Here is a 25,974-nt window from a genome sequence, read left to right on the forward strand (position 1 = left end):
GAACCCACCGAGGGGGAGGAGCGACCGATGTGCTTTCTGTGTGACGGAGACGAATCCGGTTACCTGGACCGGCTTCGCGAGAGCGTGGCCGACCGGGGTTGGCTCGTTCAGGGAGTCGACGCCAGCGGGTCGTACCCGCCATGGGCCTACACGATCGGCCTGAGCGAGCACGGCCTGCCCGAGCTGGTCGTGACGGGCCTGCCGATCCTGGACGCGGCCGGGCTGCTCAACGACCTGGCCGCGCATTCCCTGCACGAGTCGCCACCATCGGCGGGCGAACGGATCCCGCTGCGGGACGGCCCGCTGATCGAGGTCGTCCCGCTGGCGGAGCCGTCGGCGCACCTGAAATTCGCGGTCGCGTTGTACGGCCCGGAAGTCCGTGCGCTGCAACTGGTCCACGCGGACTCGCAGGGCCGGTTCCCGTGGTCTTCGGACTACCGCGACGGCCGTGCCGGCCAGCCGGTCCTGGGAGCTCGCCATGTCCGCTGACTGCAGATGCGCCCGGCCGGTGAACTGCTTCCCGGAGCCTTCGCGGGCCGTTCACGCGCGCGTGTCGTCCATCCGAGTACCCGAGCCGGCTGTCCGGCTGCGGGTGTCGTCCCTGCGGACACGCGTGTCGACCATGCGATCACGCGTGTCGGCGCTCCGGTCACGCGTTGCCCGGTACCGGCGGGGCGTGTCCCTCGATGAGGCTCGTCCCCGGCGCGAGCCGCTGCACCGCGTCCTCCATGTGGGAGTCGAGCAGCGCCAGCGCCGTCTCCTCGTCGCCGTCGCGCAGGGCCTGGATGAGTTTCGTGTGCTCCTCAACGCGTTCCTCGACCCGCTGGTAGGTGCTCTGCAGCGCGGTCAGGCACATCCGCGTCTCGATGAGCAGGGTCCGGGCCATCCGGACGAGCCGCTTGCTACCGGAGGCGTTGATGAGCGCCTCGTGGAACTTCAGGTCCGCGGTGGAGAGAGCGTTCGGGTCGTCTTCGCTCGCGGCGGTGGCCATCTCCGTGACGGTGTGTTCGAGCACGTCGGCGATCCGGTCGCGTTCGCCGCCCCGCAGGGCGCGGAGCATGGCGGCCCGCTCGATCGCCGAGCGCGCTGCGTAGATGTCGTAGACGTCCCCGGGCTCGAGGTCGATCACGAACAGCCCGCGGTGCCGTTCACTGCGCAGGAGTCCTTCGGAAACCAGATGCTGCATGGCTTCCCGGAGCGGCCCCCGTGACACCTGGAACCGGGACGCCAGCTCGGTCTCGCCGAGCTGGGTCCCGGGCGGGAGGGCGCCGGTCATGATCGCGTCACGTAGCTGGCGCGCGATGACCGCGGCCGTCGACTCGCGGCTGACCGGCTCGATCTCGGGCAGCATGCCCGGTGGCAGGGCCATGTCAGGCACTCCCGTCCGGCAGGTGCCGGAACAACGCCCCGAGCGACCGGACGAGCCGGTGCCGCCCGGTCAGGCGCAGGCCCTCCCAGACCGTGACCTGGTTGGCGGTCAGCACGGGCTTCTTCAGCGCGGCTTCGACGAGGTTGATCTCCTGGAGCGTCCGCATCGCGGTGTCCGGCACCAGCACCGCGTCGGCGTCCGGGTGGTCGTGGCGCACGGCGAGTTCGACGACGGCCTCCGGCGTCATCGCGCCGACCTCGGCGGCCGTGATGATGTCGGCGCTGGCCATCGAGACGACCTCGATGTCGCCGGCCTTGAGGAAGTCCGCGAACAGCCGGGCGATGTCGTCCGGGTAGCTGGCGGCGACGGCGACCCGCTTGACGCCCAGGGCGCGCGCGGCGTGCACGAACGCGAAGGAGGTACTGGAGGCCGGGACCCCGGCGACCGCGGCAAGGCGGTCGGCCTGGTCGCGGGCGCCGTCCCAGCCGTAGACGAAGCTGCCGCTGGTGCAGGCCCAGATGACCGCGTCCGGCTCGTGCTTCTTGAGCAGGGCGGCGCCGTCGGCGAGGCGCGCCTCGCTGCCGAGGTCGAGCAGTTCGGCGACCGCGTGCTTGTCGGTGCCGTAGATGTGCTCGACCGCGAGCCGGATGTCGCCCTCGTCGACGGCCATGCCGCCGAGCAGCTGCTCGGCGAGCGGGTAGTCGTCTTCGGCAGCGTGGTCGGGGTAGATGAAGCCGATCGTGGTCACGGAACCTCCGGAGGGACGCAAATTGTCGACAATCCTAGAGGGATGGTCAAGGAAAACCTTCACGACACGTCACGAAGCCACTTCCCCGGTCCGACAATGGGCAGGTTCATCCGGCGCAGGCACGCCCACATGGTCAGCTGGTTGGCCGTGAGCACCGGCTTGCCCAGCGCGGCTTCCAGGGGCTCGATCAGGTCGTACGTCGGGAGGTTGGTGCAGCTGACGAAGATCGCTTCGGCTTCGCCGTGGTCGGCAGCGAGGATGCGCTCGGCGATGGTGCGGTAGCTGACCTTCCAGATGCCGCCGCCCAGCCCGAGGTGGTCGCTGGCGACGGTCTCGACGTTCAGCTCGGCGAGGAAGTCGTGCAGGGCGCGGGTGAGGTCGGCGTCGTACGGCGTCAGTACCGAGACGCGGTGCAGGTCGAGCTGGTGCAGCACCTCGGCCAGCGCGCCGGAGGTGGTGACGGCGTCCGGCGCGCCGGCGTCGCAGATCGCCTTGGTCAGCGAACGCTCGTAGTCGACGCCGTTGACGAAGCTGCCCGACGTGCAGAGGTAAGCGACGACCTCGGGCTCCACGTGCAGCACGTCGCGAGTGGCGCTGGCCAGGTGGTGGCTGTCGCTGACGAGGCGCGCCATCTCCATGCTGACCGGCACGGGCTCGTACGGCGTGCGGGCGAGGTGGAGGGACACTTCCATCGGCACCCAGCGCCAGAGCTCGCGCTCCAGCGCGAGGTCGAAGGGGGCGATCACCCCGATGCCGCGTTGCGCCAGCGGGCCTTCGAACGCCAGGAAGTCGAAATCCAAGGCTCAGCCTCCGGAATACGTCTGAACTTGATGACACGTCCGGTGCTCCGGGGGTCGTTCCTCGGATTGTTGACAATCATACGAGCCGCTTTTACCGTGTCAACGTGATCGCCTCGGAAAACCGGGAAGCTCCCGTCCTGGCCGTGCTCTGCGGCGAGCACCGTCCACCGGACATGCGTGCTGTCGAATCCGGGGCAGTCGTGCGTTACACGGACGCGGCGGCCCTGCCCGAAGCGCTGTCCGGAGCCGACGCGCTCTTCGTCTACGACTTCCTCTCCACGGCCGTGCCGGGCGCCTGGCACACCGCCGATCGCCTGCGCTGGCTGCACATCGCGAGCGCGGGCGTCGACCCGGTGCTGTTCCCCGGGCTGGTGGAGAGCGACGTCGTCCTGACCAACTCGCGGGGCGTCTTCGACGACGCCATCGCGGAGTACGTGCTGGGCGTCATCCTGGCCTTCGCGAAGGACTTCGCGCGGTCGCACGACCTGCAGCGCGAGGGCCGCTGGCTGCACCGCGAGACCGAGCGGATCGCCGGGCGGGAGGTGGTGGTCGTCGGCACCGGCCCGATCGGCCGGGCGATCGCACGGCTGCTGCGAGCCGCCGGGATGCGGGTCAGCGGAGCCGGCCGCCGGGAGCGCACGGGGGACCCCGACTTCGGCGTCGTGCACGAGTCCTCGCGGCTCACCGAGTTCCTGCCGCACGCCGACTACGTCGTCGCCGTCGCGCCGCTGACCGAGCACACCAAGGGCATGTTCGACGCGCGCGCGTTCGCCGCGATGAAACCGTCGGCGCGGTTCGTCAACGTCGGCCGGGGCGAGCTGGTGGTGACGTCCGACCTGGTCGCGGCGCTCGAGAACCAGGCCATCGCCGGCGCCGCGCTCGACGTGTTCGACACCGAGCCGCTCCCGCCGGACAGCCCGCTGTGGACGATGCCGGACGTGCTGGTCTCGCCGCACATGTCCGGGGACTTCATCGGCTGGCGCAGCACGCTCGTCGAGGTGTTCACCGAGAACTTCCGCCGCTGGCGGGCTGGGGAGCCGCTGCGCAATGTCGTCGACAAGACGCTCGGCTACGTGCCGTCGGGGAACCAGGGAGCCGGATGAACGACAGGATGCTGACCGCCAGCGAGCTCGTCGCCGCCTACGCGACCGGTGAGCTGTCACCGATCGAGGCGACGCAGAACGCGCTGCAGGCCATCGAAGACCGTGACGGCGAGTGCAACGCGTACTGCCTCGTCGACGCCGACCGGGCGCTGGAGCAGGCCAAGGCGTCGGAGGTCCGCTGGCGGGACGGCAACCCCATCGGGTGGCTCGACGGCGTGCCGTCCTCGATCAAGGACATGTTCCTCACCCAGGGCTGGCCGACCGTCCGGGGCTCGAAGAGCATCGACCCGGACCAGCCGTGGGACGTTGACAGCCCGGTCGCCGCGCGGATGCGCGAAGCCGGCCTGGTGGTGCTGGGCAAGACGACCACGCCCGAGATCGCCTGGAAGGGCGTCACCGACAGTCCATTGCAGGGCATCACCCGCAATCCGGTCGACCCGTCGAAGACCGCGGGTGGGTCGAGCGGCGGCAGTGCCGCGGCCGTCGCGGCCGGGATGGGCGAGCTGTCCGTCGGAACCGACGGCGGCGGCTCGGTGCGGATCCCGGCGTCGTTCTGCGGGATCGTCGGGCTGAAGCCGACCCACGGCCGGATCCCGCTGTTCCCGGCGAGCCCGTTCGGCCCGCTCTCGCACGCCGGCCCGATGGCGCGTTCGGTGGACGACACCGCACTGCTGCTGGACGTCCTGTCGATGCCCGACCACCGCGACCCGGCCGCCCTGGCGCCGCCGGTGGGGTCGTTCCGCGAGGCCGTCCGCCGGGACGTCCGCGGCCTGATCGCGGCGTTCTCGCCGACGCTCGGCTACGTCGACGTCGACCCGGAGATCGCGGCGATCGTCGCGGCGGCGGTGCGCGCACTCGGTGACGCGGGCCTGCACATCGAGGAGACCGACCCGGGGTTCGCCGATCCCAAGCCGGCGTTCGACATCCTGTGGTCGTCGGGGGCGGCGAAGCTGCTCGACACGTTCCCGCCGGGCTCCGAGGAGCGGACGGACCCGGGCCTGCGCAAGGTGTGGGAGCTCGGCAAGACGTGGAGCGCGAGCGACTACCTCGACGCGACGGCCGAGCGCGCCGCGCTGGGCATCCTGATGGGCGAGTTCCACACGCGCTACGACGTGCTGATCACCCCGACCGTCCCGATCGCGGCGTTCGAGGCGGGGCACGACGTGCCGCCGGGCAGCGGGCTGAGCGAGTGGCCGGAGTGGACGCCGTTCACGTACCCGTTCAACATGACCCAGCAGCCGGCGATCAGCGTCCCGGCCGGCCGGACGTCGGCGGGGTTGCCGGTGGGCCTGCAGATCGTCGGGCCGCGGCACTCGGACGACCTCGTGCTGGCGGTGGCGAAGCTCCTGGAGGAAGTCCGGCCGTGGACGCCGGCCTGACCACACGTGAGGGTGAACCCGGGGCCGAGGTGGCGGAAGCTGTGCCACTGTCGGCCCCGTGAACGCTGAAGGCTGGCGGTACGAGCGCGCCATTCCGACCGTCGACGACGCGGGCGAGCCGACCCGGGTGGTGGTGGGCTTGGTCGAGCAGGGCGACCGCTTGACCGCGGCACTCCGCGTGGACGACGGCAAGGCAGCGCTGGTCTCCCTGGAGACGGGCGGTGAGCTGCTGAAGGCGCTCCGGGAGACGCTGGAGAGCTGGTGGCGGCTGGACGGCCACCGCGACCGGACCCCGGAACCCCGCGCGGGTCGCTAGCTGTACTGGGGGACGCGGCTGCGGAGGGTCCACATGCGACCGAGGGCGGGGACGACTGCGCCGCACCAGGCGGCTTGCCTGGGTCAGGAGGGCAAGGTCGTCAGCGTGGGCCTGCCGGATCTGCTCCTGGCGTGACCGGTGCGCGGCGGACCAGTCCGCGCACCTGCGGGTTGAGCAGCACGACCGCTGTCGCGCCGATGACCAGGGCCGCGCCGCCGAAGAGCGTTGCCGGACGGCCGGCGTGCTCGGCCAGGGGGCCCGCGGCGATCTGGCCGAGCGGCATCGCGACGAACGAGCCGAGCATGTCGTAGGAATACACGCGCGCGAGCTTCTCGGGCGGGATGTTCTCCTGCAGTGACACGTCCCAGGCGACCCCGAACTGCTCGATCGCGACTCCGGAAAGGAACATCGCGAGCAGCAGCGGCAGCAGGGAGGGGGTCTTGCCGAGGGCGAGCATCGGCAGCGCGTCGACCGCCACGAGGGCGACCCCGATCAGCAGCATCCGCCGTGGCTGCCAGTGCGCGGCGAGGACCCCGCCGAGCAGCGCGCCGGTGGTCTGCACCGCCAGCGCGAGGCCCCAGCCGGTGCGGCCGAAGGTGTCGTCGGCGACCAGGGGGCCGATCACGAGCAGCGCGCCCGCGTTCACCGCGTTGACGATCATGAACTGCAGCACCACCAGCCACACCCACGACCGCGCGCGGAACTCCCGCCAGCCTTCGGCGAGCTCCGCAATCGGACGGCTGCCGGGAATGCGTTCGCCGCCGGGCAGCTTGATCCGGCGGTAGGAGAAGGCGGCGGCGAGGAACAGGACGGCGTTCCCGGCGAGTGCCCACCCGGACCCGGCGAACGCGACGAGGATCCCCGCGAGGCCGGCCCCGGCGATGCGGCCGGCGTTGGAGAGCAGCCGGACCAGCGCGTTCGCCTGGGCGAGCAGCGGCGTGGGCACGGTCAACGGGGTGAGCGACGCGGCCGCGGGCAGCGAGATGGCGGAGACGGCGCCGTTGACCAGGCTGAGCCCGACCAGCAGCGGGACCGAGGCGAACCCGCAGAGGACGCTCGCGGCGATGGCGGCCTGCGTGAGCGCGGCGGCGGTCTCGGTGCCCTGCAGGATCACCGACCGCGGCAGCCGGTCGGCCAGCATCCCGCCGAAGAGCACGAGCAGCACGTTGGCGATCGACCGAGCCCCGACGACGATCCCGAGATCCACCGCCGACCCGGTCAGGTCGACGACGGCGAAGGCCAGCGCGAAGGGCGCGACGGCGTTGGCGAAGTCGGCGAAGGTCCGCCCGGTGACGAGAGCCCGGAAGCGAGGTTCACGCAGCGGCGCGAGGAGCGGAGTGGTCATGGGAGCGGCTCCGGCGGAGTAGGCAAGGCGGGGACCATGGGTTCAGCGGGCGGCCGCGGTGCGGAAGCCGGGCGCACCTCGTGGGGCGATCCGGGCTGGGATGGCGGGGAAGTTTGCGCGGCGGGGCGAGCCGAGCGTTCGGCTGATCTTCCTCACGGAGTCTCCTCCGAACCAGCCTCCAACAGCTCGAACAGCGCCACGCTCGCGCTGACCCGCACCGTCCCCGGGGTGCGTGGTGGCTGGGCCGCCGCGTGCAGGTCGTGGCTCAGTTCCGATGCCTGCTCCAGCACGCGCGCCCAGAGTGCGGGGTCCACCCACAGCTCCGCGTCCGTCAGGGACGCTCGACGGCCCGGGGCTCGCTGGGACGCGCGCCGGAGGAGTTCGCCTGCTATCGCCTTGGTCAGCAGCTGCTCCTCCGCCGGGTCGCGGGTTGTCAGGCGGCGGCCTGAGTCCGGGTCGTGGCGATAGCGCTTCGCGCGGCCGCCGCGGATCGTGACTTCCTCTGCGACCTCCAACAGGCCCGCCTCGTGCAGGCGGCGCAGGTGGTAGCTGATGTTCGCCTGCGTGTCGCCCAGCTCGCGCGCCGCCTCGGCGGCGCTCATCGCCGTTCCCGTCAGGAGGGACAGGATCCGCATGCGAAGCGGGTGCGCCAGGACGCGCAGGTTGTCGTGCGGCATAGCGCCAGTCTGGCACTACCGTCAAAGAGTTATTTGGGGGTTTCGTTGGACGGGAAGATCGCCCCAGTGGTCCGACGTCTGTGCTGTGCTGAAGTCATGCGTATGACGATCTTGGGCCGCAGCGGCCTGGAAGTGTCGAAGATCGCCTTCGGCACTGGCAGCTCGGCGGCGACTGGGGCACGTTCGACGAGGACACCGCCATCGCGGCCATCCACCACGCCCGCGACCTCGGCGTGAACTTCTTCGACACCGCGCAGGCCTACGGCCGCGGCCGGTCCGAGGTGCTGCTGGGGCGCGCCCTCAAGAACCGCCAGGACGTCGTCATCGCCACCAAGGGTGGCATCAACCCGCGTGCCGAACGGCCGCGCGACTCCCGCCGCGCCTGGCTCACCCAGGGGCTCGAGCAGAGCCTGCGCAACCTGGACGTCGACCACATCGACCTCTACCAGGTGCACTGGCCCGACCCGGACACGCCGGCCGCCGACGTCGCCGGGCTGCTGCGGGAGTTCGTCGACGCCGGGAAGGTCCGGCACGTCGGCGTCTCGAACTACACCGCGCGACAGCTGGCGGACCTCGGCGTGGCGGAGACGCTCCAGCCGCCCTACCACCTCTTCCGCCGCGGCATCGAGACCGACCCGCTGCCCTACGCCCGCGAGCACGACATCGGCGTCTTCGTCTACAGCCCGCTCGGCAGCGGCCTGCTCACCGGCGCGCTCACCCCGGACACGACGTTCGAACCCGCCGACTGGCGCTCGAAGTCGAGCGCCTTCCAAGGCGACAACCTGCGCCGGAACCTCAAGATCGTCGACGAGCTCAAGGCGTTCGCCGCCCGCCGCGGCCTCGAGGTCGGCCAGCTCGCCATCGCCTGGACGCTCGCCCGGCCCGGGGTGCACGCCGCCATCGTCGGCGCGCGCCGGCCGAAGCACATCGAAGCGAGCATCGCCGCCGCCGATGTCGAGCTGACATCCGATGACTTGGCCGAAATCGACCGCATCACCGCCGACGCCGTCCAGGTCGCCGGGGCTGCGCCGGAAGGGATCGCCTAGAGCGAAAACTCAGCGCCGTCCGCCGGGAGCAGAGTACCGGCGGACAGGACCATCGCGTGCTCGGACGACGCCGGGTCCAGCACCGGGTTCGTGTTGTTGAGGTGCGTGAACGCCCAGCGTCCGGGCCGACCGGCGAGCCGGGCCAGGCTCGCGGTGATCGGCAGGTGTCCCATCGCGAGCTGGTCCGGGCCGCCGACGCCGGCCATCTCGTCCGGCGCGTAGAACGTTCCGTCCAGGAGCACCAGAGAGGCACCCTCCACGAAGGAGTCGAACCCCGAAGGCCAGCTCTTCAAGCACGGCGCGTACACCAGCACGCCGCCGGTCGACAGATCTATGATCCGGTAGGCGACCACCCACGGTCCGTCCTCCGTGGACGAAACGTACTTCGGCTTCTTGTCGCTCACCGGAAGCAGGTCGACCCGCAGTCCGGGAAGGTCCACAAGGGACGTCCAGCCGCCGTAGCCGTCGACGATCGCGCGAAACGGAGACAGCGCGCTCAGCACCGCGTCCGGCGCGGACACCGGGAGCCCACCGGCCTCGCGCAGCATCAGCAGGCCCAGCGAGTGGTCGAGTTCCGCGTCGGTCAGCAGCACTCCGCGCAGCGGGCTCTCGCGCGGTCCGGGCCCTGCCCGCAGCGCAGGCGTGGAAAGGATCTGGACGCGGATGTCCGGCGAGCAGTTGAGCAGGTACCAGCCGACGCCGTCCGCGCTGACCGCGACGCAGTCCTGCGTGCGCGGCGGCAGTCCGGCCGTGCACAGGCGGCACGCGCAGTTCCACTGTGGACATCCGCCGCCCGCCGCGGTGCCGAGCAGGATCACCTTCACCGGCGCATGACCAGGTCGGAAGCCGGAGGCCGGGCGAGAACGAGATCGACGACGGACCGCTGCGGCGACCGCGAGCACACCGGGTCGGTGGCCGCGGCGTCGCCGGTGAGCAGGAACGCCTGGCAGCGGCAGCCGCCGAAGTCGACGCCGCGGCGGTCGCACGTCCGGCAGGGTTCGGACATCCAGTCTTCGCCGCGGTAGGCGTTGAACGACGAGGAGCGGTACCAGATGTCGGCGAGCGGTGTGTCGCGGACGTTGGACAGCGAGAGCGTCGAAATCGCCGACGCCGCCGGGCACGGCAGCACCGTCCCGTCCGGCGCGACAGTCAGCTGCCGCGCGCCCCACCCGTACATGCACGGCTTCGGGTACGGCTCGTAGTAGTCGGCGACGACGTAGACGATCTCCATCGTGTCCCGCAAACGGGACACGGCCGCGCGCACCACCGGCTCGGCGGCGGCGAGCTGCGCCGGAGTCGGCATCAGCGCCTCCCGGTTGCGCAACGCCCAGCCGTAGTACTGCGTGTTGGCCAGTTCGAGGCGGTCGGCGCCCATCCGCTCCGCCAGCTCGATGATCCCGGCCAGCTGGTCGTGGTTCCGGCGGTGCAGCACCACGTTCAGCGACAGCGGCAGCCCGGACTCCTTCACCAGAGCGGCCGCGGCGAGCTTGTGGTCGAACGCTCGTGCGCCGGCCAGCAGGTCGGACCGTTCCCGCGTCGCGCCCTGCGCCGACAGCTGGACGTGCGCGAGCCCGCGCGAGAGCAGGTCGTCGAGCCGCGCGGACGTCAAGCCGAGCCCGGAGGTGACGAGGTTGACGTAGCACCCGAGCGAACTCGCGTGCGCCACCAGCTCGGGCAGGTCCGGTCGCGCCAGGGGCTCACCGCCCGATAGGTGCACCTGCAGCACGCCCAGCTCACGCGCTTGCGAAAGCACGGACGTCCAGTCCGAAGTGGACAGCTGGGCGGCGCGCGAGACGAGTTCGACCGGGTTCGAGCAGTAAGGACAGTGCAGCGGGCAGCGGTGGGTCAGCTCGGCCAGCAGGCCGAGCGGCGGGGTCACGTCCACGCGACGACCCGCCGTTCGCCCAGCCGGGACAGCACGTCGAGGACGTCCTGCTCCCGGACGCCGGTGAAGCGCTTTCCCAAGACCGCCGTGATGTCGGTGACGGTCCGGGTGCCGTCGCAGAGTTCGAGCACCGCGGCCGCGGTGGTGTTCGGGACGAGCACGCCTTCGGGGAACAGCAGGACGTGCGTCTCCCGGACGTGGTCGAAGGACAGCCGCACTCCGCGGCGCAGCTCGGGAACGGAGTCGACGGCGATCATGCGCGCTCGATCGCGTCGAGCATCGACCACAGGACGTCGCACTTGAACGACAGCGCGGCGATCGCGCGGTCCTGCTGCTCCCGCGTGACGCAGTGGCGGACCACGATGTCGAGCGTGTCCTTGCCCTCGCCGGAGACCTTGTCGATGCGGTTGGTGAAGTAGGCGAGGTCTTCGCGCGCGATCCACGAATAGTGCGCGAGCATGTCCGCGACGCGCTGCTGCATCAGATGTCCGGCGAACATCTCCGTGAGTCCCGAAGCGACGGCCTCCCACCAGGGCTTCGTCCGCGCGAAAGTCACGTAGGCGTCGACGGCGAACCGGACGCCCGGAGCGACGTGCCGCTCGTCGAGAACCTCGTCCCGGTCCAGGCCGACCGCCTCGCAGAGCCGCAGCCAGCGCTCGATCCCGCCGGTGCCGGCGTGCGGGCCGTCGTGGTAGACGATCCGGTCGAGCCACTGGCGCCGGATCTCCGGCAGCGGGCAGTTGCTGATGATCGCGGCGTCCTTCTGCGGCAGCCGGCACTGGTAGTACCAGCGGTTGGCCGCCCAGATCCGCAGCCGGTGCTCGTCGAGCTCACCCGCGTGCAGCCGGCGGTGGAACGGGTGCGTGCCCCAGTACCGGTGCGAAAGACCGCGCAGGGCCTCGATGAATGCGCTTTCCGCGAGTGGCTCGACGGGCATCGGTCAGTCCGCCATGCGGGCCGCGTAAGCGGTGACCTCCATGGGCGTTTCGTACTCGACGAAGTCGGGGGTCGTCCACACCTCGGTCATGTCCTCCTCCTCTCCGGGGAACTGATCGCCGTCACGGTAAGAGCGAGACGAGCAGCCTGGCCAGAGCAGTTCGGAAAGTTTCCTTCCGATGGCGCAGTGGGGTGCCGGTCAGCGGGGCTACCTGACCGCGGCTTCCAGCTCCACCAACGCCGTGTCGAGGTGGGTCAGGATCCGCTGCAGGTGCGGCACGCTGCGGCGGCAGCCCGTGACACCGAAGTCGAGGTGGTCGCCGTTGCTGGTCAGCGTGATGTTCACGGCTTGGCCGTCGAGCAGCACCGACGCCGGGTAGATGCCGTCGAGCTGCGCGCCGTTCCAGTACATCTGCTTGCGCGGCCCCGGCACGTTCGAGATCACCAGGTTGAACGGCGGCCGCGTGTTGTTGACGACGCCCGGGATCGGCGAGACGCCCAGCTGCGCGACGTTAACCGCGGATAACAACAGCGTCTGCAACGGCGTCAGCTCCGAGAACAGCCGCTTGCCGTTGCGCATCGACTGGTGGATGGTGACGAGCCGCTTGCCCGCGTCGGGCAGGTCGGTGGCCAGGTTGCACAGCAGCGCGCCGATGTTGTTGCCCGCCGCCTCACCCGGGTCGTTCTGGCGGCGCAGCGACACCGGCACCATCGCGACCAGCGGCGCGTCCGGGAGCGCGCGCTGCTCGATGAGGTAGTCCCGCAGCGCGCCCGAGCACATCGCGAGCACGACGTCGTTGCGCGACACCCCGGCCGCCGTGGCCACCTGACGGACTCGGTCCAGCGACCACGACTGCGCCGCGAACCGCCGCGCGCCGCCGATGGGCACGTTGAACATCGTCCGCGGCGCCTGCCCCGGCAGGGTCACGGTGTGCTCGCCGAACGCCTCGCGCGCCACCTTCACCGCGGCCGGCGCCAGCCCGGCGAGCTGGTTGACCGTCTTGCCCGCGGTCTCCAGGAACGACCGCGGGCTCTTGACGCGGCCTTCGCTCGGTTTACGCCGGCTGCCCCACCACGGCGGGCACTCGAGGTCCGCGGGGTCGTCCGACAGCGTGCCCTGCAGCTGGCGCAGCGCCGAGACGCCGTCCATCAACGCGTGGTGCACCTTGGTGTAGACGGCGAACCGGCCGTCGGCAAGACCCTCGACGAGGTGCGTCTCCCACAGCGGGCGGTGCCTGTCGAGCAGGGTGCTGTGCCAGCGTGACGTCAGCTCCAGCAGTTCGCGGACGCGGCCCGGCTGCGGCAGCGCGGAGTGCCGGAAGTGGTAGTCCAGCTCGAGCTCGGCGTCGGTCGTCCAGGCCACGTGCCCGAGCGTGTTCACCGGCCGGGCCGGGCGGCGCCGGAACACCGAGCGCATGTTGTCGGACTCCAGCAGCGATCGGCGGATGTCGCGCAGGTACTCCGGCCCGGCGCCGTCCGGCTTCTTGAACAACTGCAGGCCGCCCACGTGCATCGGATGCTCGCGCGTTTCGACGAGGAGGAACATCGAGTCGGTCACGGGCATCATCGCCATGGGACATCACCTTCCGCACTCGGCACGCCGACTCTACGCGCTCGGCGGCCGCGGGTGGATCACGTTCTACTCTGGCGAGTATGACCGTCCGCGGCGCACGGGAAACGTCGGTGCCACCGATGGCCGAGTGCGTGGTGATCGGCGGCGGTGTGATCGGCGTGAGCTGCGCGTTCCACTTGGCGGAGGCCGGCGTCGACGTCCTGCTGCTGGAGCGCGGCGGCCTTGGCGGGGGCTCGACGGCGAGGGCCGCGGGCGGCATCCGGTCGTCGTTCACCAGCCGCGTCAACGTCGAGCTGGGCCTGCGCGGGCTCGCGGCGTACAGCACTTTCTCGGAGCGCTTCGGCGTCGAGATCGACTTCCGCCGCGACGGCTACCTGTACCTGCTCACCGACCCCGCGGAGGTGACTGCAATCGGACATTGCGCGGAGCTGCAGCGGGCGTACGGAGTGCGCAGCCACCTGCTGACTCCCGCGGAAGCGAAGGGTGTCCTCCCGGTGCTCGAGATGGACGGGATCGTCGCCGCGCTGTGGTCGCCGGACGACGCGAAGGCGACTCCGGACGCGGTAGTCCAGGGTTATGCGAAGGCGGCGAGAGCATGCGGCGCGACGCTCCGGACCGGCGTCGAGGTCACCGGGATCCAGCGTGACGGCGACAGGTTAACCGGCGTTAACACGGCGGCGGGGTTCGTTCGGGCCGGCGCGGTGGTGTGCGCGGCGGGCGCGTGGTCGGGACGGGTCGGCGAGCTGGCCGGCCTCGATCTCCCGGTGCGCCCGTTCCGGCGCCAGGTCGTGTTCACCGGGCCGGTGCCCGGGCTCCCGGACAAGGTGCCGCTGACCATCGAGATGCCGTCGGCGTTCTACTTCCACCGCGAGGGTCCTGGCCTGGCCATGTCGTTCAGCGAGGACGACGGCTTCCCGGGGTTCGGCACCCACTACGAAGCGGGCGAGTGGCTGCCGCGGCTGGCCGAGCTGGCGGGCCGTCGCGTCCCGGCCGTGCTCGACGCCGGGATCCGCACGGCCTGGGCCGGGTTGTACGAAGTGACGCCCGACCGCAACCAGATCGTGGGGGAAAGCGTCCTGCTGTCGCGGTTCTTCTACGCGACCGGCTTCTCCGGGCACGGGTTCCAGATGGGCCCGGCGACCGGCGAGCTGATCCGGGACCTCTACCTGGGCAGACCGCCGGTCGTGGACATCGCGGAACTGGACGTCCGGCGCTTCGAAAGCGCCGATACCGCACCGGCGGAGCACAACATCGTCTAGGGGCCGATTGCCAGATCGTTGAACGATCTGGCAGTATCCGCGCCGTGGCTGTGAGTGGTGCTCGGGAGTTGGTGGACGCGCTCGAAGGGCTGGGGACGGAGATCGTTTTCGGCCTTCCGGGGGTGCACAACCTGCCGTTGTGGGAGGCGCTCGCCGAGACCCGCATCAAGCTCGTCGGGGTCCGTCACGAACAGACCGCCGGGTACGCGGCCGACGGCTACGCGCGTGCGACCGGCAAGCTCGGCGTCGCCCTCGTCACCACCGGGCCGGGCGCGGCGAACACCCTCGGCGCGGTCGGCGAAGCCATGGCGTCCGCGGCTCCGGTGCTGGTCATCGCCACCGACATCCCCTCGACACTGCGGCGCCCCGGCGTCGTGCGCGGAGTGCTGCACGAGACGTCCGACCAGCAGGCGATGTTCGCGCCGGTGACCAAGGGCGGCTTCACCGTGCGGGCCGCCGACCAGATCGGCACCACCGTGCACCGCGCGGCCCGGCTCGCGGTGCAGCCGCAGAGCGGGCCGGTCTACCTCGGCGTCCCGACCGACTACCTGCGCGAGACCGTGCCGCACCGGCGCCCGCCCGCGCCGCACCGCAAGCCCGACGGCGACGTCCCGGACCTCGCGCGGGCCGAGGCGATGCTCTCCGACGCGGAGCACCCGCTGATCTGGGCCGGCGGCGGCGCGCTGCGGTCGGGCGCGGGTGACGCCATCGGCGCGCTCGCCGAGAAGATCGCCGCGCCGGTCATCACGACGTTCGGCGCCCGCGGCCTGCTCCCGCTCGACCACCCGTGCCTCGCGCCCAACCCCGTGCACACGCCCGAGGTCGGCGAGCTGTGGGACGAGGCCGACGTCGTGCTCGCCATCGGCACCGACTTCGACGGCCTGATGACGCAGAACTGGCGGATGCCGAAGCCGCGGAAGCTCGTCGCGGTCAACGTCGACGCCGACGACGCCGCCAAGAACTACCCGCCCGACCTGACGCTGGTCGGCGACGCACGCGCGATCGTCGAACGGCTGCTGCCAAAAGAACGGCCGGGCCTGGACGACATCACGCTGCGGCTGGCCGGCATCGGCCGGCGCGTGCGCCAGCGGATCCGCGACGAAGAGCCGCAGGCCTACGACTTCCTGTCCACTTTGGACGAAGTACTGCCGACGGACGCCGTGCTGGTGTCCGACATGTGCGTCGCCGGTTACTGGGTCGGTGGCTTCCACCGGGTGCGGGCGCCGCGCAAGCTCGCCTACCCGATGGGCTGGGGCACCCTCGGCTACGGCTTCCCCGCGTCGCTCGGCGCCGCCGCGGCGGGTGTCGGGCGCGCCATCTGCATCACCGGCGACGGCGGGTTCCTCTACGGCTGCGGCGATCTGGCGACGCTCGCGCAGGAACAGCTGCCGGTGACGGTCGTCCTGGTCGACGACGGCGGCTACGGGATGCTGCGCTACGACCAGGACCGCGAGGGCCTGCCGCACCGCGGCGTCGACTGGGACAGCCCGGACTTCGTCGGTTTGGCCCGCTCCTTCGGCGTGCACGCGGACCGCGTGTCCGGCTTCGGGCGCGCGTTCCGGCGGCTGCTCGGCGAGTTCGTCGAATCGGACGAGCCGAACGTCCTGGTCGTGAAGGCCAGGCTGAAGCCACCGCTGAACACTTCGCCCCGGTGGTACCGCACATGAGGATCGGCGTCGACATCGGTGGCACGTTCACCGACCTCTGCGCGGTGGACGAGACCGGGATCGTCGCGGTCGGCAAGGTCCTGACCACCCACGACGAGCCCGCGCGGGCGGTCGAGGAGGGCCTGGCCGCGCTGCTCACGGACCCGGGGGTCGTCGAGCAGGTCGTGCACGGGACGACGCTGGTGACGAACGCGCTGATCGAGCGCAAGGGGTCGCGGACGGCGCTGCTCGCGACGGCGGGCTTCCGCGACGTCCTGGAGATGCGCCGCGAGCACCGGTACGAGCTGTACGACCTGCACCTCGAGCTGCCCGCGCCGCTGGTCCCACGGCACCTGCGCTTCGACGTCCCCGAGCGGATCCTCGCCGACGGCTCCGTCCACATCGGACTCGACGAGGAGTACGTCGCCCGGCTCGGTCGTGAGCTGGCGGGACGCGGCGTCGAAGCCGTCGCGGTCTGCTTCCTGCACGCGTTCACCAACCCGGCGCACGAGTGGCGCGTCGCCGAGATCCTGGCCGAGGTGGCACCCGGGCTGCGCGTCGCGCTGTCCTCCGACGTCGTCCCCGAGATCCGCGAATTCGAACGCGCGTCGACCACGGTCGCGAACGTCTACGTCCAGGACCTGACCGAACGCTACCTGCGCGACCTCGAACACCGGCTGCGACGGCTCGGCATCACCGGCGCGCCGCACATCATGCTGTCCAACGGCGGTCTGGCCACTGTGGACACCGCGGCCCGGCACCCGATCCGCATCCTCGAGTCCGGGCCGGCCGGTGGCGCGCTGGCCGCCGCGTCGATCGGGCCGCCGGACCTGCTGGCCTTCGACATGGGCGGTACCACGGCGAAGCTGTGCCTGATCGCCGGCGGCGCGCCGCTCGTCACGCACCAGTTCGAAGTGGACCGCAAGTACCGCCTGCTGCCCGGCTCCGGGCTGCCGGTGCAGGTGCCCGTGACGGACATGATCGAGATCGGCGTCGGCGGCGGGTCGATCGCCCGGATCGACGCGCTCGGCCTGCTGACCGTCGGGCCCGACTCGGCCGGATCCGAGCCCGGGCCGGTCTGCTACGGCCGCGGCGGCACCGAGCCGACGGTGACCGACGCCGACCTCGTGCTCGGCTACCTGGACCCGGCCTACTTCCTCGGCGGGGGAATGAAACTCGATGCCGAGGCCGCGAGGGCCGTCCTGCGCGAAAAGATCGCCGAGCCGCTCGGCATGAGCGTCGAAGAGGCCGCGTGGGGCATCCACACGAGCGTCAACGAGGACATGGCCAACGCCGCCCGCGTGCACGCCGTCGAGCGTGGGCAGGATCCCGCGAAGCTGCCGATGTACACGTTCGGCGGCGCGGGCCCGGTGCACGGCGTCGGCGTCGCGCGGGCGCTCGGAGCGCCGTCGGTCGTCGCGCCGCCCGCCGCGGGAGTGCTGAGCGCGGCGGGGTTCCTCACCGCGCCGTTGGCGTTCGACTTCGTCCGGTCGGCCCGCGCGGCCGTGCACGACCTCGCCTGGGAGCAGGTCGACGCGTTGTTCGCCGAGATGGAAGCCGAGGGCGCGGCGCTGCTCGCGAAGTCCGGAGTGGACAAAGTGACGCACCGGCGCATCGCCGAGATGCGCTACGCCGGGCAGGGCTACGAGATCCGCGTCCCGGTCCGCGGCGGCCGCTGGCCGGACACCCTGATCGACGAGTTCACCCGCACCTACCGGACGCTCTACCGGCGGAGCGGTCCCGAGGTCGGCGTCGAGGTCTTGAATTGGCGCGTCGTCTCCAGCGGGCCGGCGCCGGACGTCACGTTGCGGCTGAAACCGCAGGTCACCGGCGGTGCCGCGCGCAAGGGAATGCGCAGGGCCTACTTCCCGTCGGCCGGTGGATTCGTCGACACGGCGGTCTTCGACCGGTACCTCCTCACCCCGGGTGAGCGCGTCGACGGGCCGTCCATCGTGGAGGAACGCGAGTCCACAGTGGTCGTCCCGCCGGGTGCGCACTGCGTCGTCCGCGACGACGCCGCGCTGGAGGTGACGGTGTGAGCGTCGACCCGATCCTCGTCGGCCTGTTCGGCAACCGGCTGCACTCGATCCTCGCCGAGCAGCAGAACGCGCTGGTCAACACGGCCTTCTCCGCGGTCGTCCGCGAATCGCTCGACCTGGCCTGCGCGGTGTTCGACTCGCGTGGGGAGATGATCGGCCAGTCCGTCGGCGGCACACCCGGCCACATCAACGCGATGGCCACCGGCATGCACCACTTCGCCGCCGCGTACCCGCCGGAGCGGCTCGAACCCGGGGACGTCCTGCTCACCAACGACCCGTGGCAGACCGCCGGGCAGATCAACGACATCACCGTCGCGACGCCGGTGTTCCTGCGCGGCAAGCTCGTCGCGTGGTTCGCGTCCTGCTGCCACGCGCCGGACATCGGCGGCCGGCTCGTCTCCGCCGAGGCGCACGAGGTCTTCGAAGAAGGCCTGCGGCTGCCCATCCTGAAGTTCCTGCGCGCGGGGGAAGTCAACGCCGAGCTGGAACGGCTGGTCCGGGCCAACGTGCGGACGCCGGAGGAGACCATCGGCGACCTGTACGCGCAGGTCACCGGCAACGAGGTCGGCGCGGCGAGCCTGCTGCGCCTCCTGGACGAGTTCGGGCTCGACTCCCTCGACGACGTCGCCGCCGAGATCATGAACCGTTCCGAGAAGGCCCTGCGCGACGCGCTGCGGGAACTGCCCGACGGCGTCTACACCAACGAAATCGTCACCGACGGCTTCGACGACGAAGAGATCGTGCTGCGCGTCACGGCCACTGTGGACGGTGACGAAATCCACCTCGACTTCGCGGGTTCGTCGCCGCAGAGCCGTCGCGGCATCAACGTCGTGCTCAACTACACGCGGGCGTACGCGTCGTTCGCGGTCAAGGCGGCGATCTCGCCGGAGGTGCCGCACAACGCGGGGTCGTTCCGGCCGGTGCACGTCACCGCGCCCGAAGGCTCGGTGCTGAACTGCCTGCCACCCGCGCCGGTCGCGTCCCGGCACCTGATCGGCCACTTCCTGCCGTCGCTGCTGATCGGCGCGTTGCCGGGCGTCGCGATCGCGCCGAGCGCGGACGCGCTGTGGATGACCATCTGGCGCGGCCCCGGGTTCATGCTCAACGTCTTCCAGACCGGCGGCATGGGCGCGCGGTCGGACCAGGACGGGCTGAACACCACGGGATTCCCGAGTGGACTGCGATCCACGCCGACCGAGGTCATCGAGACGATGGCACCGCTGGTCCAGCGTTCCCGCGAGTTGCGAGTGGACTCCGGCGGCGCCGGACGGTGGCGCGGCGGTCTCGGACAGGTGACCACGATGGCGGCTCGCGACGTGAGTTCGTGGAGCGTCAACGGGAACGTCGACCGCGTGCGCGCCGCAGCGTCCGGTGTGGACGGTGGCGGGCCCGGTGCGGCCGGTCGTTTCGGGCTGCGCGACGGAGACGACCTGCCCGCGAAGAGCCGGGTGCCGCTGGCGCGTGAGTCCGTTGTGGACGTCACCCTTCCCGGTGGCGGGGGCTACGGGCCGCCGTTCGCACGGCCGGTGGCGGCGGTGCTCACCGACGTCGTCGAGGGGTACGTCTCGGTGGAAGCGGCGCGCGCGATCTACGGCGTCGAGGTGCGGTACCTCGGTGACCCGGCCGCGCTCGTCCGGCTTCCGGAGGACTACGCGGTGGACGAAGAGCAGACAGCACGACTGAGAGCGGGTAAGTGACATGAGTCGGTTGGCCGGCAAGGTGGCGGTCGTCTTCGGCGGCGCGCGGGGCATCGGCCTCGCGACGGTGAAGGAGTTCCTCGCCGAGGGCGCGACGGTGTTCGCTTCCGACATCCGCGAGCCCGCGGAGTCCGTCGACGGCTACCGGCACTCCATAGTGGACGCCACCGACGAAGACGCCGTGGCGGCGTTCGTCGACGGCGTGCTCGCCGAGGCCGGCCACATCGACGTCCTGGTCAACAACGTCGGCATCCACCTCGGCAAGCCTCTCGCGGACACGACGCTGGCCGAGTTCGACAACATCTTCGCGCTCAACGTGCGCGCCGCCTTCCTCGGCACGCGCGCCGTGCTGCCGCACATGATCGAGCGCAAGGCCGGCAGCATCGTGACGACGTCGTCGAACGGCGGCGTGATGGGCCGTCCCGGCGATCCGGTCTACAACGCCACCAAGCACGCGCTGGTCGGGCTGACGAAGTCGATCGCCGTCGCGCACGCGCACCAGGGCATCCGCGCCAACACGGTGAACCCCGGCGCGATCGACACGGACATGCTGCGCAGCACGCTGAACTCGCCCGAGGAGTTCGAGACCAAGCAGCACCAGCTGGTCGCGAGCACCCCCGCGGCGCGCGTCGGCGAGGCGTGGGAGGTCGCGAAGGCCATCGTGTTCCTGGCCAGCGACGAGTCGCGGTTCGTCAACGGCGTCGTGCTGCCGATCGACGGCGCGAAGGCCGCGGGTGCGATGCCGGGCAACCGCTACAGCCTCGACTTCGAGCTCGGCGTCAGGTAGCGCCATGTCCGTCGATGCCTCGGGGCTGGAGAGCGAGCGGCACCTGCTCGAGCGCAGCGGCACCGCCGAGCGGGTCGCCGCGATCCTGCGCCAGTACATCACCGACGGCGTCTTCGCCCCCGGTGAGCGGCTTTCCGAGCCGGTGATCAGCTCGGCGCTCGGCGTCTCGCGCAACACACTGCGCGAGTCGTTCCAGCTGCTGGCGCACGAGCGGCTGGCGGTGCACGAGCTGAACCGCGGCGTGTTCGTCCGCGAACTGACCACAGAGGACATCGAAGACCTCTACGTCGTCCGCCGTGCCACCGAATGCGGCGCCCTGCGGCGCGCGGCCGAGTTGTCCACTGTGGACCTGATGCCGGTCGAGCAGGCCCTGCGCGACGGCCGCACGGCGACGGCCGCCGAGGACTGGCCGGCGGTCGGCACCGCCAACATCCACTTCCACCAGGCCCTCGTGGACCTCGCGGGCAGCGAGCGCATCTCCGCGACGATGCGCCAGGTGCTCGCCGAGACGCGGTTGTTCTTCGTCCTCAACGAGAACACGCGCGAGTTCTACGAGCCGTTCCTGGACTGCCACGAGCAGATCCTGCGTGACCTGCGTGGCGGCCGGTTCGACGTCGCGGAAGCCGCGCTGGACCGCTACCTCCGCGACGCCGAGGCGTTGCTGCTGGCGCTCAGCGGCCGTGCGGAAGGCCGGTGACTCCGATGCCCGCTGACCACGCCGGATTCCGCCCGCTGGACGGGATCAAGGTCGTCGACCTGTCCCGCATCCTCGCCGGGCCGTACTGCACGCAGTACCTCGGCGAGATGGGCGCGGACGTGGTGAAGGTCGAGCCGCCCGGGCACGGCGACGACACCCGCGGCTGGGGACCGCCGTTCGTCGGCGAGACCGACGAAGCCGTGTACTACCTGGCGGCGAATCGGAACAAGCGCGGCATCGTGCTCGACCTCAAGAGCGACCGCGGCCGCGAAGCCCTTCGCCGTCTGGTGGCCGATGCGGACGTGCTCGTCGAGAACTTCCGTCCGGGGACGCTGGAGAAGTGGGGGCTCGGGTACGCGGCTTTGGCGGAGCTGAACCCACGCCTGATCCACGTGTCGATCACCGGGTTCGGGCAGACGGGCCCCTACCGCGATCGCGCGGGCTACGACCTGGTGGCGCAGGCGCTCGGCGGCGTGATGTCGCTGACCGGCGAGCCCGACGGCGCGCCGGCGAAGGTCGGGCTGCCGGTGGCGGACCTGAACGCGGGGACGTGGGCGATCATCGCGGTGCTGATGGCGCTGCAGGCCCGCCACACGACCGGTCGCGGCCAGTACCTCGACGTGTCCCTTTTGGACAGTCAGCTGGCCTGGCACGTGTACGCCGCGGGCGCGCACTTCTACGACGCGCCCCGGCCGCGCCGGATGGGGTCGGCGCACCCGAGCATCGTCCCGTACCAGGCCTACCACGTCGCGGACGGCTGGCTGATCATCGCGGTCGGCAGCGAAAAGCTGTGGCACGCGTTCTGCGGCGTGCTCGGCCTGGACATCGCCGCGGACCCGCGGTTTTCGTCGAACGCTCTTCGCGCCGCCCACCGCGACGAGCTGAACGCGGTGCTCGAGCCGGTGCTGCTGACGCGCACGGCGGCGGACTGGCTGAAGTCCTTCGACGAGGCGGGCATCCCGGCGGCCCCGATCAACGAGATCGATGACGTCTACGCGGACCCGTGGACCGCCGCCCGCGACCAGGTGGTCCGGCTGCCGCACCCGACGGTGGGAACGTACCTGGGGACGGGGTTCCCGGTGAAGGCGTCGGACACGCCGGCGCGTCCGACGTCGGCGCCGCCCACCCTGGGGCAGCACACGGCGGAGGTGCTGGCGGAGCTGGGCTACTCGGCGGAGGAGATCGCGGAGTTCCTCTGAGGCTCAGCCCGCCGCGGGTTTCCAGTGCAGGTAGTCGGTGACCGTCCGCCGTTTCGCGGCGAGCCGGATCAGGCGGAGGCTCAACAGCGTCAGGACGACGCCCGCTGCCCAGGCCGCCAGCCCTGGCGCGACCGCTGGGTCGGACCACGCGCGGCCGGAGAGCAGGAACCACCACGCGACGGTGCCGAGAGCGAGCGTCGCGAGCGCCGGGAAGGCGAGCACCGTCGGGCTGGTCTGTGCCTGGCGGAGCATCCGGCGCACGCCCGGCGGTTCGGGGGTGGTCTTGCGGAGCCACTTCTCGTAGCCGATCCCGCCCGGGACGTGGGGGTCGAACTCGGAGCGGATGTACAGCGAGACCCGCTCGACGAGGTGCTGGCAGAGGACCCAGCGGGCGGCGAGGATGTTGCTGCTGAACGGGACGATCAGCAGCAGGGGCATCCGCCCGGCCGAGGTGAACGCGAAGCCGAACACGGCGCCGCTCGTGGTGATCAGGAAGGCGGTCACCTTCCACTGCTGGTCCATCAGGTGGATGATCTCGGCGCGCAGCGCGGTGTACTCCGCGAGCGGGCCGAGGTGGTGGTCGTCGTTTCGCCGGCCGCGGGTGATGCGCACCCCCAGGAGGTCGGCCGGGCGCCGCCGGTGTTACAGGTTGCGGCGCCGTTCCGGCCAGTCCGGCGCCGTCAAGTGTGCACGATGGAGTGTTCGCGCTCGCGGCTTCGCCCTGGTAGGGATGGGGGAGGACTGAGGAGGACCGATGTCAGCACAGCACGCCCTTTGGCACCCGTTCGCCGACATGGGCGCGGTCGACGGCGACCGGATGGTCATCACGCGCGGTGAGGGCTCCTACGTCTGGGACGACGCCGGCCGCCGCTACTTCGACGCCACCGCGTCGCTCTGGTACGCGAACTTCGGCCACGGGCGCCCCGAGATCACCGAGGCCGTCACCAAGCAACTCCAGACGCTCGACTCGTACAACCTGTTCGGCTACAACGCCAACGAACCGGCGATCGAGCTGGCCGACCGCGTCGCCGCGCTGGCGCCGACGCCGGGGTCGAAGGTCTTCTTCGGCTCGGGCGGTGGGGACGTCATCGACACTGCCGTGAAGCTCGCGCGGGCGTACTTCGCGCAGACCGGGCGGCCGGAGAAGGCGCACGTCATCGGCCGCGCGCAGGGCTACCACGGCACGCACGGCTTCGGCACGGCCGTCGGCGGCATCCCGGCCAACGCGGCCGGCGTCGGGCCGCAGCCGCCGGAGTTCTCGCACGTCCCGTTCGACAGCGCTCCGGCGCTGGAAGCCGAGATCGAGCGGGTGGGCGCTTCGCGGGTGGCGGCCTTCTTCTGCGAGCCGGTGATCGGCGCGGGCGGCGTACTGCTGCCGCCGGACGGCTACCTCGAGGAAGTGGCCGCGATCTGCCGCCGCCACGACGTGCTGTTCGTCGCGGACTGCGTGATCGCCGCGTGGGGCCGGCTCGGGACGTGGTTCGGCATCGACCGCTGGGCGGTGCGACCGGACATGATCACGACGGCCAAGGGCATCACCGGCGGCACGATCCCGCTGGGCGCGCTGGTCGTGGCGCCGCGGGTGGCGGAGCCGTTCTTCACGGGCGCGCCGGGCGCGCCGATCTTCCGCCACGGCGCGACGTACGCGGGCCACCCGGTGGCGTGCGCGGCGGGCTTGGCGACGCTGGACATCTACGAGCGCGACGGTCTCATTCCCCGCGGCCGCGAGCTGGAGAAACCCCTGGCCGACGCGGTGTCCGGGGTGACCGGGCACCCGCTGGTGGCGGAGGTCCGGGCGGGGCTGGGCTTCCTCGCGGCGGTCGAGCTGACGGCAGAGGTCATGGACGCCGACCCGGGCGCACCGGTGAAGCTGCAGCGCGCGTGCCGGGACGAGGGCGTGATCGTGCGGAACCTCGGGCGCGGTGTCGCGGTGTCGCCGCCGCTGGTCGCGGGGGAGCCGGAGCTGGACCTGCTGGCCTCGGCACTGCCGAAGGCGCTGGACCGGCTGGCGGCGCAGAGCTGAGACCTGCTGTCGTTTGCCCGGCTCACGCCGAGGTCGTGAACGACTCTTTCCTGTCCTCCGACGGCAGGAAAGAGTCGTTCACCACGTTCGAGCGCCCCGGCTCGCGTGACCGAGCCCGGAACTCGCGTGATCGAAACCGGAACTCGCGTGATCAGCGGCGGAACTCGCGGCTGAGCAATCTCGCCCGTCCTCACGAGACGCAGAACTCGTTGCCCTCCGGGTCCGCCATCGTCACCCAGCTGTGCGGTCCCTGACGCCCGCGCCACAGGAACTTCGCCCCGCGCGCCGTCAGCTTCTCCAGCGTCGCTTCAACGTTATCCGCGCCGACCCAGACGTCGATGTGGAGGCGGTTCTTCACGGTCTTCGGTTCCGGAACCTCCTGGAACAAGATCCGCCGGGGTGGACCTTCGGGTGGGGAGTCCGGGTGGCGGATCGCCGCGCCCGTCCGCCAGACCAGGGCGCCGCGGTAGGTCCGGGTTTCCTCCTCCTTCGCGTACCCCTTCGCGATCATCTCGCGGACGAAGTCCTCGTCGGTCGGTTCCACCGGCCAGCCGAGCGTCTCGGCCCACCAGTCGGCGAGCACGTGCGGGTCGGCCGTATCCACCACTACCTGGAAGTCATGCGCCATACCGGCACGTTAACGACCGAGTCCGACATTTTCCGGAGCATCGGGTCCTCGGGCACGACCGTGAAGCGCCACTTGTCGACGCCGCCGCCCATGATCTCGGCGTAGCGGCGGGCGCCGTCGGCGTTGGCGAACCGCACCTGCTGGCCGTTCGTCAGGTGGGTGATCTTGACCGCCATGACAACCTCCCGAAGTCTGTGGGCCGGCCCAGGAGCTTCCCCCTCCGAGGCCGGCGAGCACAGTAGAACACATGTTCGACCGGTCGCGCCAGTGCATCCCCCAGCCAGGGGAGGAAAAGGCAAAGCCGCAGGTCAGAGTGGTCGGATCATCGCCACGCGCGGCCAGGCGTCCAAGCCGCGCGCCGCTTCCGCGCGGCGGATCGCCCGCAGCTCGTCGCCGATTTCCGCGTCGGCCAGGACGCGGAACCGCAGCCGCTCGTAGTACGGCGCGTTCCACGGCACGGCGGCGAACGTCGTGAGCGTGAGTGCAGGCAACCCGCGAGAAACGGCCCACTCGGCGAGCGTCTCGATCAACGCGCTGCCGAGCCCGCGCCGTGCGTGCGAGGGCCGCACGGAGACCTGCTCGACGTGGGCGCACCCGTCGACGACCTCGGCGATGAGGTACGCCACGGGCCGGTCGTCGGCCACGCTCACCCAGGCGCGGCCGTCGGCCTGGTACACCGCCAGTTCCGCCACCGAACCCGGGTCGTCGTCGGCGATCGCGGCCATGTCGAGCGCGCGGAACAAGTCGCCTGCCTCGCGTTCGATGTCGACCAACGCGGGCAGGTCGCCGGGGTGCGCGAGGCGGATCACGAAGCCCTTCGTA

28 protein-coding genes are annotated in these 25,974 nt (G+C 71.3%); 13 read left to right on the forward strand and 15 right to left on the reverse strand.

Annotated features, from left to right (window positions below):
* The first annotated feature begins 27 nt into the window (after positions 1 to 27).
* The gene (locus tag OG738_RS18755; protein ID WP_329055583.1) at positions 28 to 489 is read left to right on the forward strand and encodes a DUF4262 domain-containing protein; all 462 of its coding nucleotides are present in this window, start codon (positions 28 to 30) and stop codon (positions 487 to 489) included.
* A 160-nt stretch (positions 490 to 649) separates the two neighbouring features.
* Here the strand turns inward: OG738_RS18755 and OG738_RS18760 are convergent, their stop codons facing one another.
* From OG738_RS18760 to OG738_RS18770, 3 genes are read right to left on the reverse strand one after another with little or no spacing between them, the layout of a single operon-like run.
* Positions 650 to 1,369, reverse strand: coding sequence for a GntR family transcriptional regulator (locus OG738_RS18760; RefSeq protein WP_329055584.1), 720 nt, complete (start codon positions 1,367 to 1,369; stop codon positions 650 to 652).
* 1 nt (position 1,370) lies between these two features.
* The gene (locus tag OG738_RS18765; RefSeq protein WP_329055585.1) at positions 1,371 to 2,117 is read right to left on the reverse strand and encodes a maleate cis-trans isomerase family protein; all 747 of its coding nucleotides are present in this window, start codon (positions 2,115 to 2,117) and stop codon (positions 1,371 to 1,373) included.
* 59 nt (positions 2,118 to 2,176) lie between these two features.
* Positions 2,177 to 2,917 carry a maleate cis-trans isomerase family protein gene (locus OG738_RS18770; RefSeq protein ID WP_329055586.1) on the reverse strand — a complete coding sequence of 247 codons (741 nt, stop codon included), beginning with the start codon at positions 2,915 to 2,917 and terminating at the stop codon, positions 2,177 to 2,179.
* A 104-nt stretch (positions 2,918 to 3,021) separates the two neighbouring features.
* Between OG738_RS18770 and OG738_RS18775 the strand changes: the two genes are divergently transcribed.
* Genes OG738_RS18775 through OG738_RS18785 form a run of 3 tightly spaced genes read left to right on the forward strand, consistent with a single transcriptional unit; the run spans position 3,022 to position 5,715 of the window.
* Positions 3,022 to 4,020, forward strand: a complete 999-nt coding sequence (locus OG738_RS18775) for a D-2-hydroxyacid dehydrogenase (RefSeq protein WP_329055587.1) — start codon at positions 3,022 to 3,024, stop codon at positions 4,018 to 4,020.
* Positions 4,017 to 5,399 carry an amidase gene (locus OG738_RS18780; RefSeq protein WP_329055589.1) on the forward strand — a complete coding sequence of 461 codons (1,383 nt, stop codon included), beginning with the start codon at positions 4,017 to 4,019 and terminating at the stop codon, positions 5,397 to 5,399. Before OG738_RS18775 ends, OG738_RS18780 begins: the two co-directional genes overlap by 4 nt.
* A gap of 58 nt (positions 5,400 to 5,457) precedes the next feature.
* Positions 5,458 to 5,715 (forward strand): hypothetical protein, encoded by a 258-nt coding sequence (locus OG738_RS18785; protein ID WP_329055590.1) that lies wholly within the window; start codon positions 5,458 to 5,460, stop codon positions 5,713 to 5,715.
* 100 nt (positions 5,716 to 5,815) lie between these two features.
* On the opposite strand, the gene OG738_RS18790 is transcribed toward OG738_RS18785, so the two are convergent.
* Positions 5,816 to 7,060 (reverse strand): MFS transporter, encoded by a 1,245-nt coding sequence (locus tag OG738_RS18790; protein WP_329055592.1) that lies wholly within the window; start codon positions 7,058 to 7,060, stop codon positions 5,816 to 5,818.
* Positions 7,061 to 7,212: 152 nt separating this feature from the next.
* Complete coding sequence (locus OG738_RS18795; RefSeq protein ID WP_329055594.1) at positions 7,213 to 7,737, reverse strand: ArsR/SmtB family transcription factor; 525 nt, start codon at positions 7,735 to 7,737, stop codon at positions 7,213 to 7,215.
* A gap of 209 nt (positions 7,738 to 7,946) precedes the next feature.
* On the opposite strand from OG738_RS18795, the gene OG738_RS18800 reads away from it, so the two are divergent.
* Positions 7,947 to 8,783, forward strand: a complete 837-nt coding sequence (locus tag OG738_RS18800; RefSeq protein ID WP_442875945.1) for an aldo/keto reductase — start codon at positions 7,947 to 7,949, stop codon at positions 8,781 to 8,783.
* Here OG738_RS18800 and pqqB read toward each other — a convergent pair.
* From pqqB to OG738_RS18830, 6 genes are all read right to left on the reverse strand, one after another.
* Entirely contained in the window at positions 8,780 to 9,607 is an 828-nt protein-coding gene (gene pqqB, locus OG738_RS18805) for a pyrroloquinoline quinone biosynthesis protein PqqB (RefSeq protein WP_329055595.1), read from the reverse strand. The genes OG738_RS18800 and pqqB overlap by 4 nt on opposite strands.
* Positions 9,604 to 10,668, reverse strand: coding sequence for a pyrroloquinoline quinone biosynthesis protein PqqE (gene pqqE / locus OG738_RS18810; protein WP_329055597.1), 1,065 nt, complete (start codon positions 10,666 to 10,668; stop codon positions 9,604 to 9,606). The genes pqqB and pqqE overlap by 4 nt, the downstream gene beginning before the upstream one ends.
* Positions 10,659 to 10,925, reverse strand: a complete 267-nt coding sequence (pqqD, locus tag OG738_RS18815) for a pyrroloquinoline quinone biosynthesis peptide chaperone PqqD (RefSeq protein WP_329055599.1) — start codon at positions 10,923 to 10,925, stop codon at positions 10,659 to 10,661. The genes pqqE and pqqD overlap by 10 nt, the downstream gene beginning before the upstream one ends.
* Entirely contained in the window at positions 10,922 to 11,605 is a 684-nt protein-coding gene (gene pqqC, locus OG738_RS18820) for a pyrroloquinoline-quinone synthase PqqC (RefSeq protein WP_329055601.1), read from the reverse strand. Before pqqC ends, pqqD begins: the two co-directional genes overlap by 4 nt.
* A gap of 3 nt (positions 11,606 to 11,608) precedes the next feature.
* On the reverse strand, positions 11,609 to 11,695 hold the full coding sequence (gene pqqA / locus OG738_RS18825) for a pyrroloquinoline quinone precursor peptide PqqA (RefSeq protein WP_086864059.1): 87 nt from the start codon (positions 11,693 to 11,695) through the stop codon (positions 11,609 to 11,611).
* Positions 11,696 to 11,812: 117 nt separating this feature from the next.
* Entirely contained in the window at positions 11,813 to 13,177 is a 1,365-nt protein-coding gene (locus OG738_RS18830) for a WS/DGAT/MGAT family O-acyltransferase (RefSeq protein ID WP_329055603.1), read from the reverse strand.
* Between the two features lie 80 nt (positions 13,178 to 13,257).
* Between OG738_RS18830 and OG738_RS18835 the strand changes: the two genes are divergently transcribed.
* From OG738_RS18835 to OG738_RS18865, 7 genes are all read left to right on the forward strand, one after another.
* Positions 13,258 to 14,436 carry an NAD(P)/FAD-dependent oxidoreductase gene (locus OG738_RS18835; RefSeq protein WP_329055604.1) on the forward strand — a complete coding sequence of 393 codons (1,179 nt, stop codon included), beginning with the start codon at positions 13,258 to 13,260 and terminating at the stop codon, positions 14,434 to 14,436.
* 71 nt (positions 14,437 to 14,507) lie between these two features.
* Positions 14,508 to 16,103, forward strand: a complete 1,596-nt coding sequence (locus OG738_RS18840; protein WP_442875946.1) for a thiamine pyrophosphate-binding protein — start codon at positions 14,508 to 14,510, stop codon at positions 16,101 to 16,103.
* The gene (locus OG738_RS18845; protein WP_329055608.1) at positions 16,100 to 18,121 is read left to right on the forward strand and encodes a hydantoinase/oxoprolinase family protein; all 2,022 of its coding nucleotides are present in this window, start codon (positions 16,100 to 16,102) and stop codon (positions 18,119 to 18,121) included. The genes OG738_RS18840 and OG738_RS18845 overlap by 4 nt, the downstream gene beginning before the upstream one ends.
* On the forward strand, positions 18,118 to 19,818 hold the full coding sequence (locus OG738_RS18850) for a hydantoinase B/oxoprolinase family protein (RefSeq protein WP_329055610.1): 1,701 nt from the start codon (positions 18,118 to 18,120) through the stop codon (positions 19,816 to 19,818). The genes OG738_RS18845 and OG738_RS18850 overlap by 4 nt, the downstream gene beginning before the upstream one ends.
* A 1-nt stretch (position 19,819) precedes the next feature.
* Positions 19,820 to 20,605 carry an SDR family NAD(P)-dependent oxidoreductase gene (locus OG738_RS18855; protein ID WP_329055612.1) on the forward strand — a complete coding sequence of 262 codons (786 nt, stop codon included), beginning with the start codon at positions 19,820 to 19,822 and terminating at the stop codon, positions 20,603 to 20,605.
* Between the two features lie 4 nt (positions 20,606 to 20,609).
* Positions 20,610 to 21,302 (forward strand): GntR family transcriptional regulator, encoded by a 693-nt coding sequence (locus tag OG738_RS18860; protein ID WP_329055613.1) that lies wholly within the window; start codon positions 20,610 to 20,612, stop codon positions 21,300 to 21,302.
* A gap of 5 nt (positions 21,303 to 21,307) precedes the next feature.
* Entirely contained in the window at positions 21,308 to 22,501 is a 1,194-nt protein-coding gene (locus OG738_RS18865) for a CaiB/BaiF CoA transferase family protein (protein ID WP_329055614.1), read from the forward strand.
* 3 nt (positions 22,502 to 22,504) lie between these two features.
* Here OG738_RS18865 and OG738_RS18870 read toward each other — a convergent pair whose 3' ends face one another.
* Positions 22,505 to 23,113 carry a hypothetical protein gene (locus tag OG738_RS18870; protein ID WP_329055615.1) on the reverse strand — a complete coding sequence of 203 codons (609 nt, stop codon included), beginning with the start codon at positions 23,111 to 23,113 and terminating at the stop codon, positions 22,505 to 22,507.
* A gap of 142 nt (positions 23,114 to 23,255) precedes the next feature.
* Here OG738_RS18870 and OG738_RS18875 point away from each other — a divergent pair, with 142 nt between their 5' ends.
* Complete coding sequence (locus OG738_RS18875; protein ID WP_329055616.1) at positions 23,256 to 24,524, forward strand: aminotransferase family protein; 1,269 nt, start codon at positions 23,256 to 23,258, stop codon at positions 24,522 to 24,524.
* 190 nt (positions 24,525 to 24,714) lie between these two features.
* Here OG738_RS18875 and OG738_RS18880 read toward each other — a convergent pair whose 3' ends face one another.
* The 3 genes from OG738_RS18880 to OG738_RS18890 form a co-directional block, all read right to left on the reverse strand.
* Positions 24,715 to 25,152, reverse strand: coding sequence for a VOC family protein (locus tag OG738_RS18880; protein WP_329055617.1), 438 nt, complete (start codon positions 25,150 to 25,152; stop codon positions 24,715 to 24,717).
* A complete protein-coding gene (locus tag OG738_RS18885; protein ID WP_004561810.1) occupies positions 25,131 to 25,328 on the reverse strand; it encodes a hypothetical protein in 198 nt (65 codons plus the stop codon). Before OG738_RS18885 ends, OG738_RS18880 begins: the two co-directional genes overlap by 22 nt.
* 132 nt (positions 25,329 to 25,460) lie before the next feature.
* Positions 25,461 to 25,961 (reverse strand): GNAT family N-acetyltransferase, encoded by a 501-nt coding sequence (locus tag OG738_RS18890; RefSeq protein WP_329055626.1) that lies wholly within the window; start codon positions 25,959 to 25,961, stop codon positions 25,461 to 25,463.
* Between the last annotated feature and the right edge of the window lie 13 nt (positions 25,962 to 25,974).

It is taken from the genome of Amycolatopsis sp. NBC_01488, from assembly GCF_036227105.1.
GTDB lineage: Bacteria > Actinomycetota > Actinomycetes > Mycobacteriales > Pseudonocardiaceae > Amycolatopsis.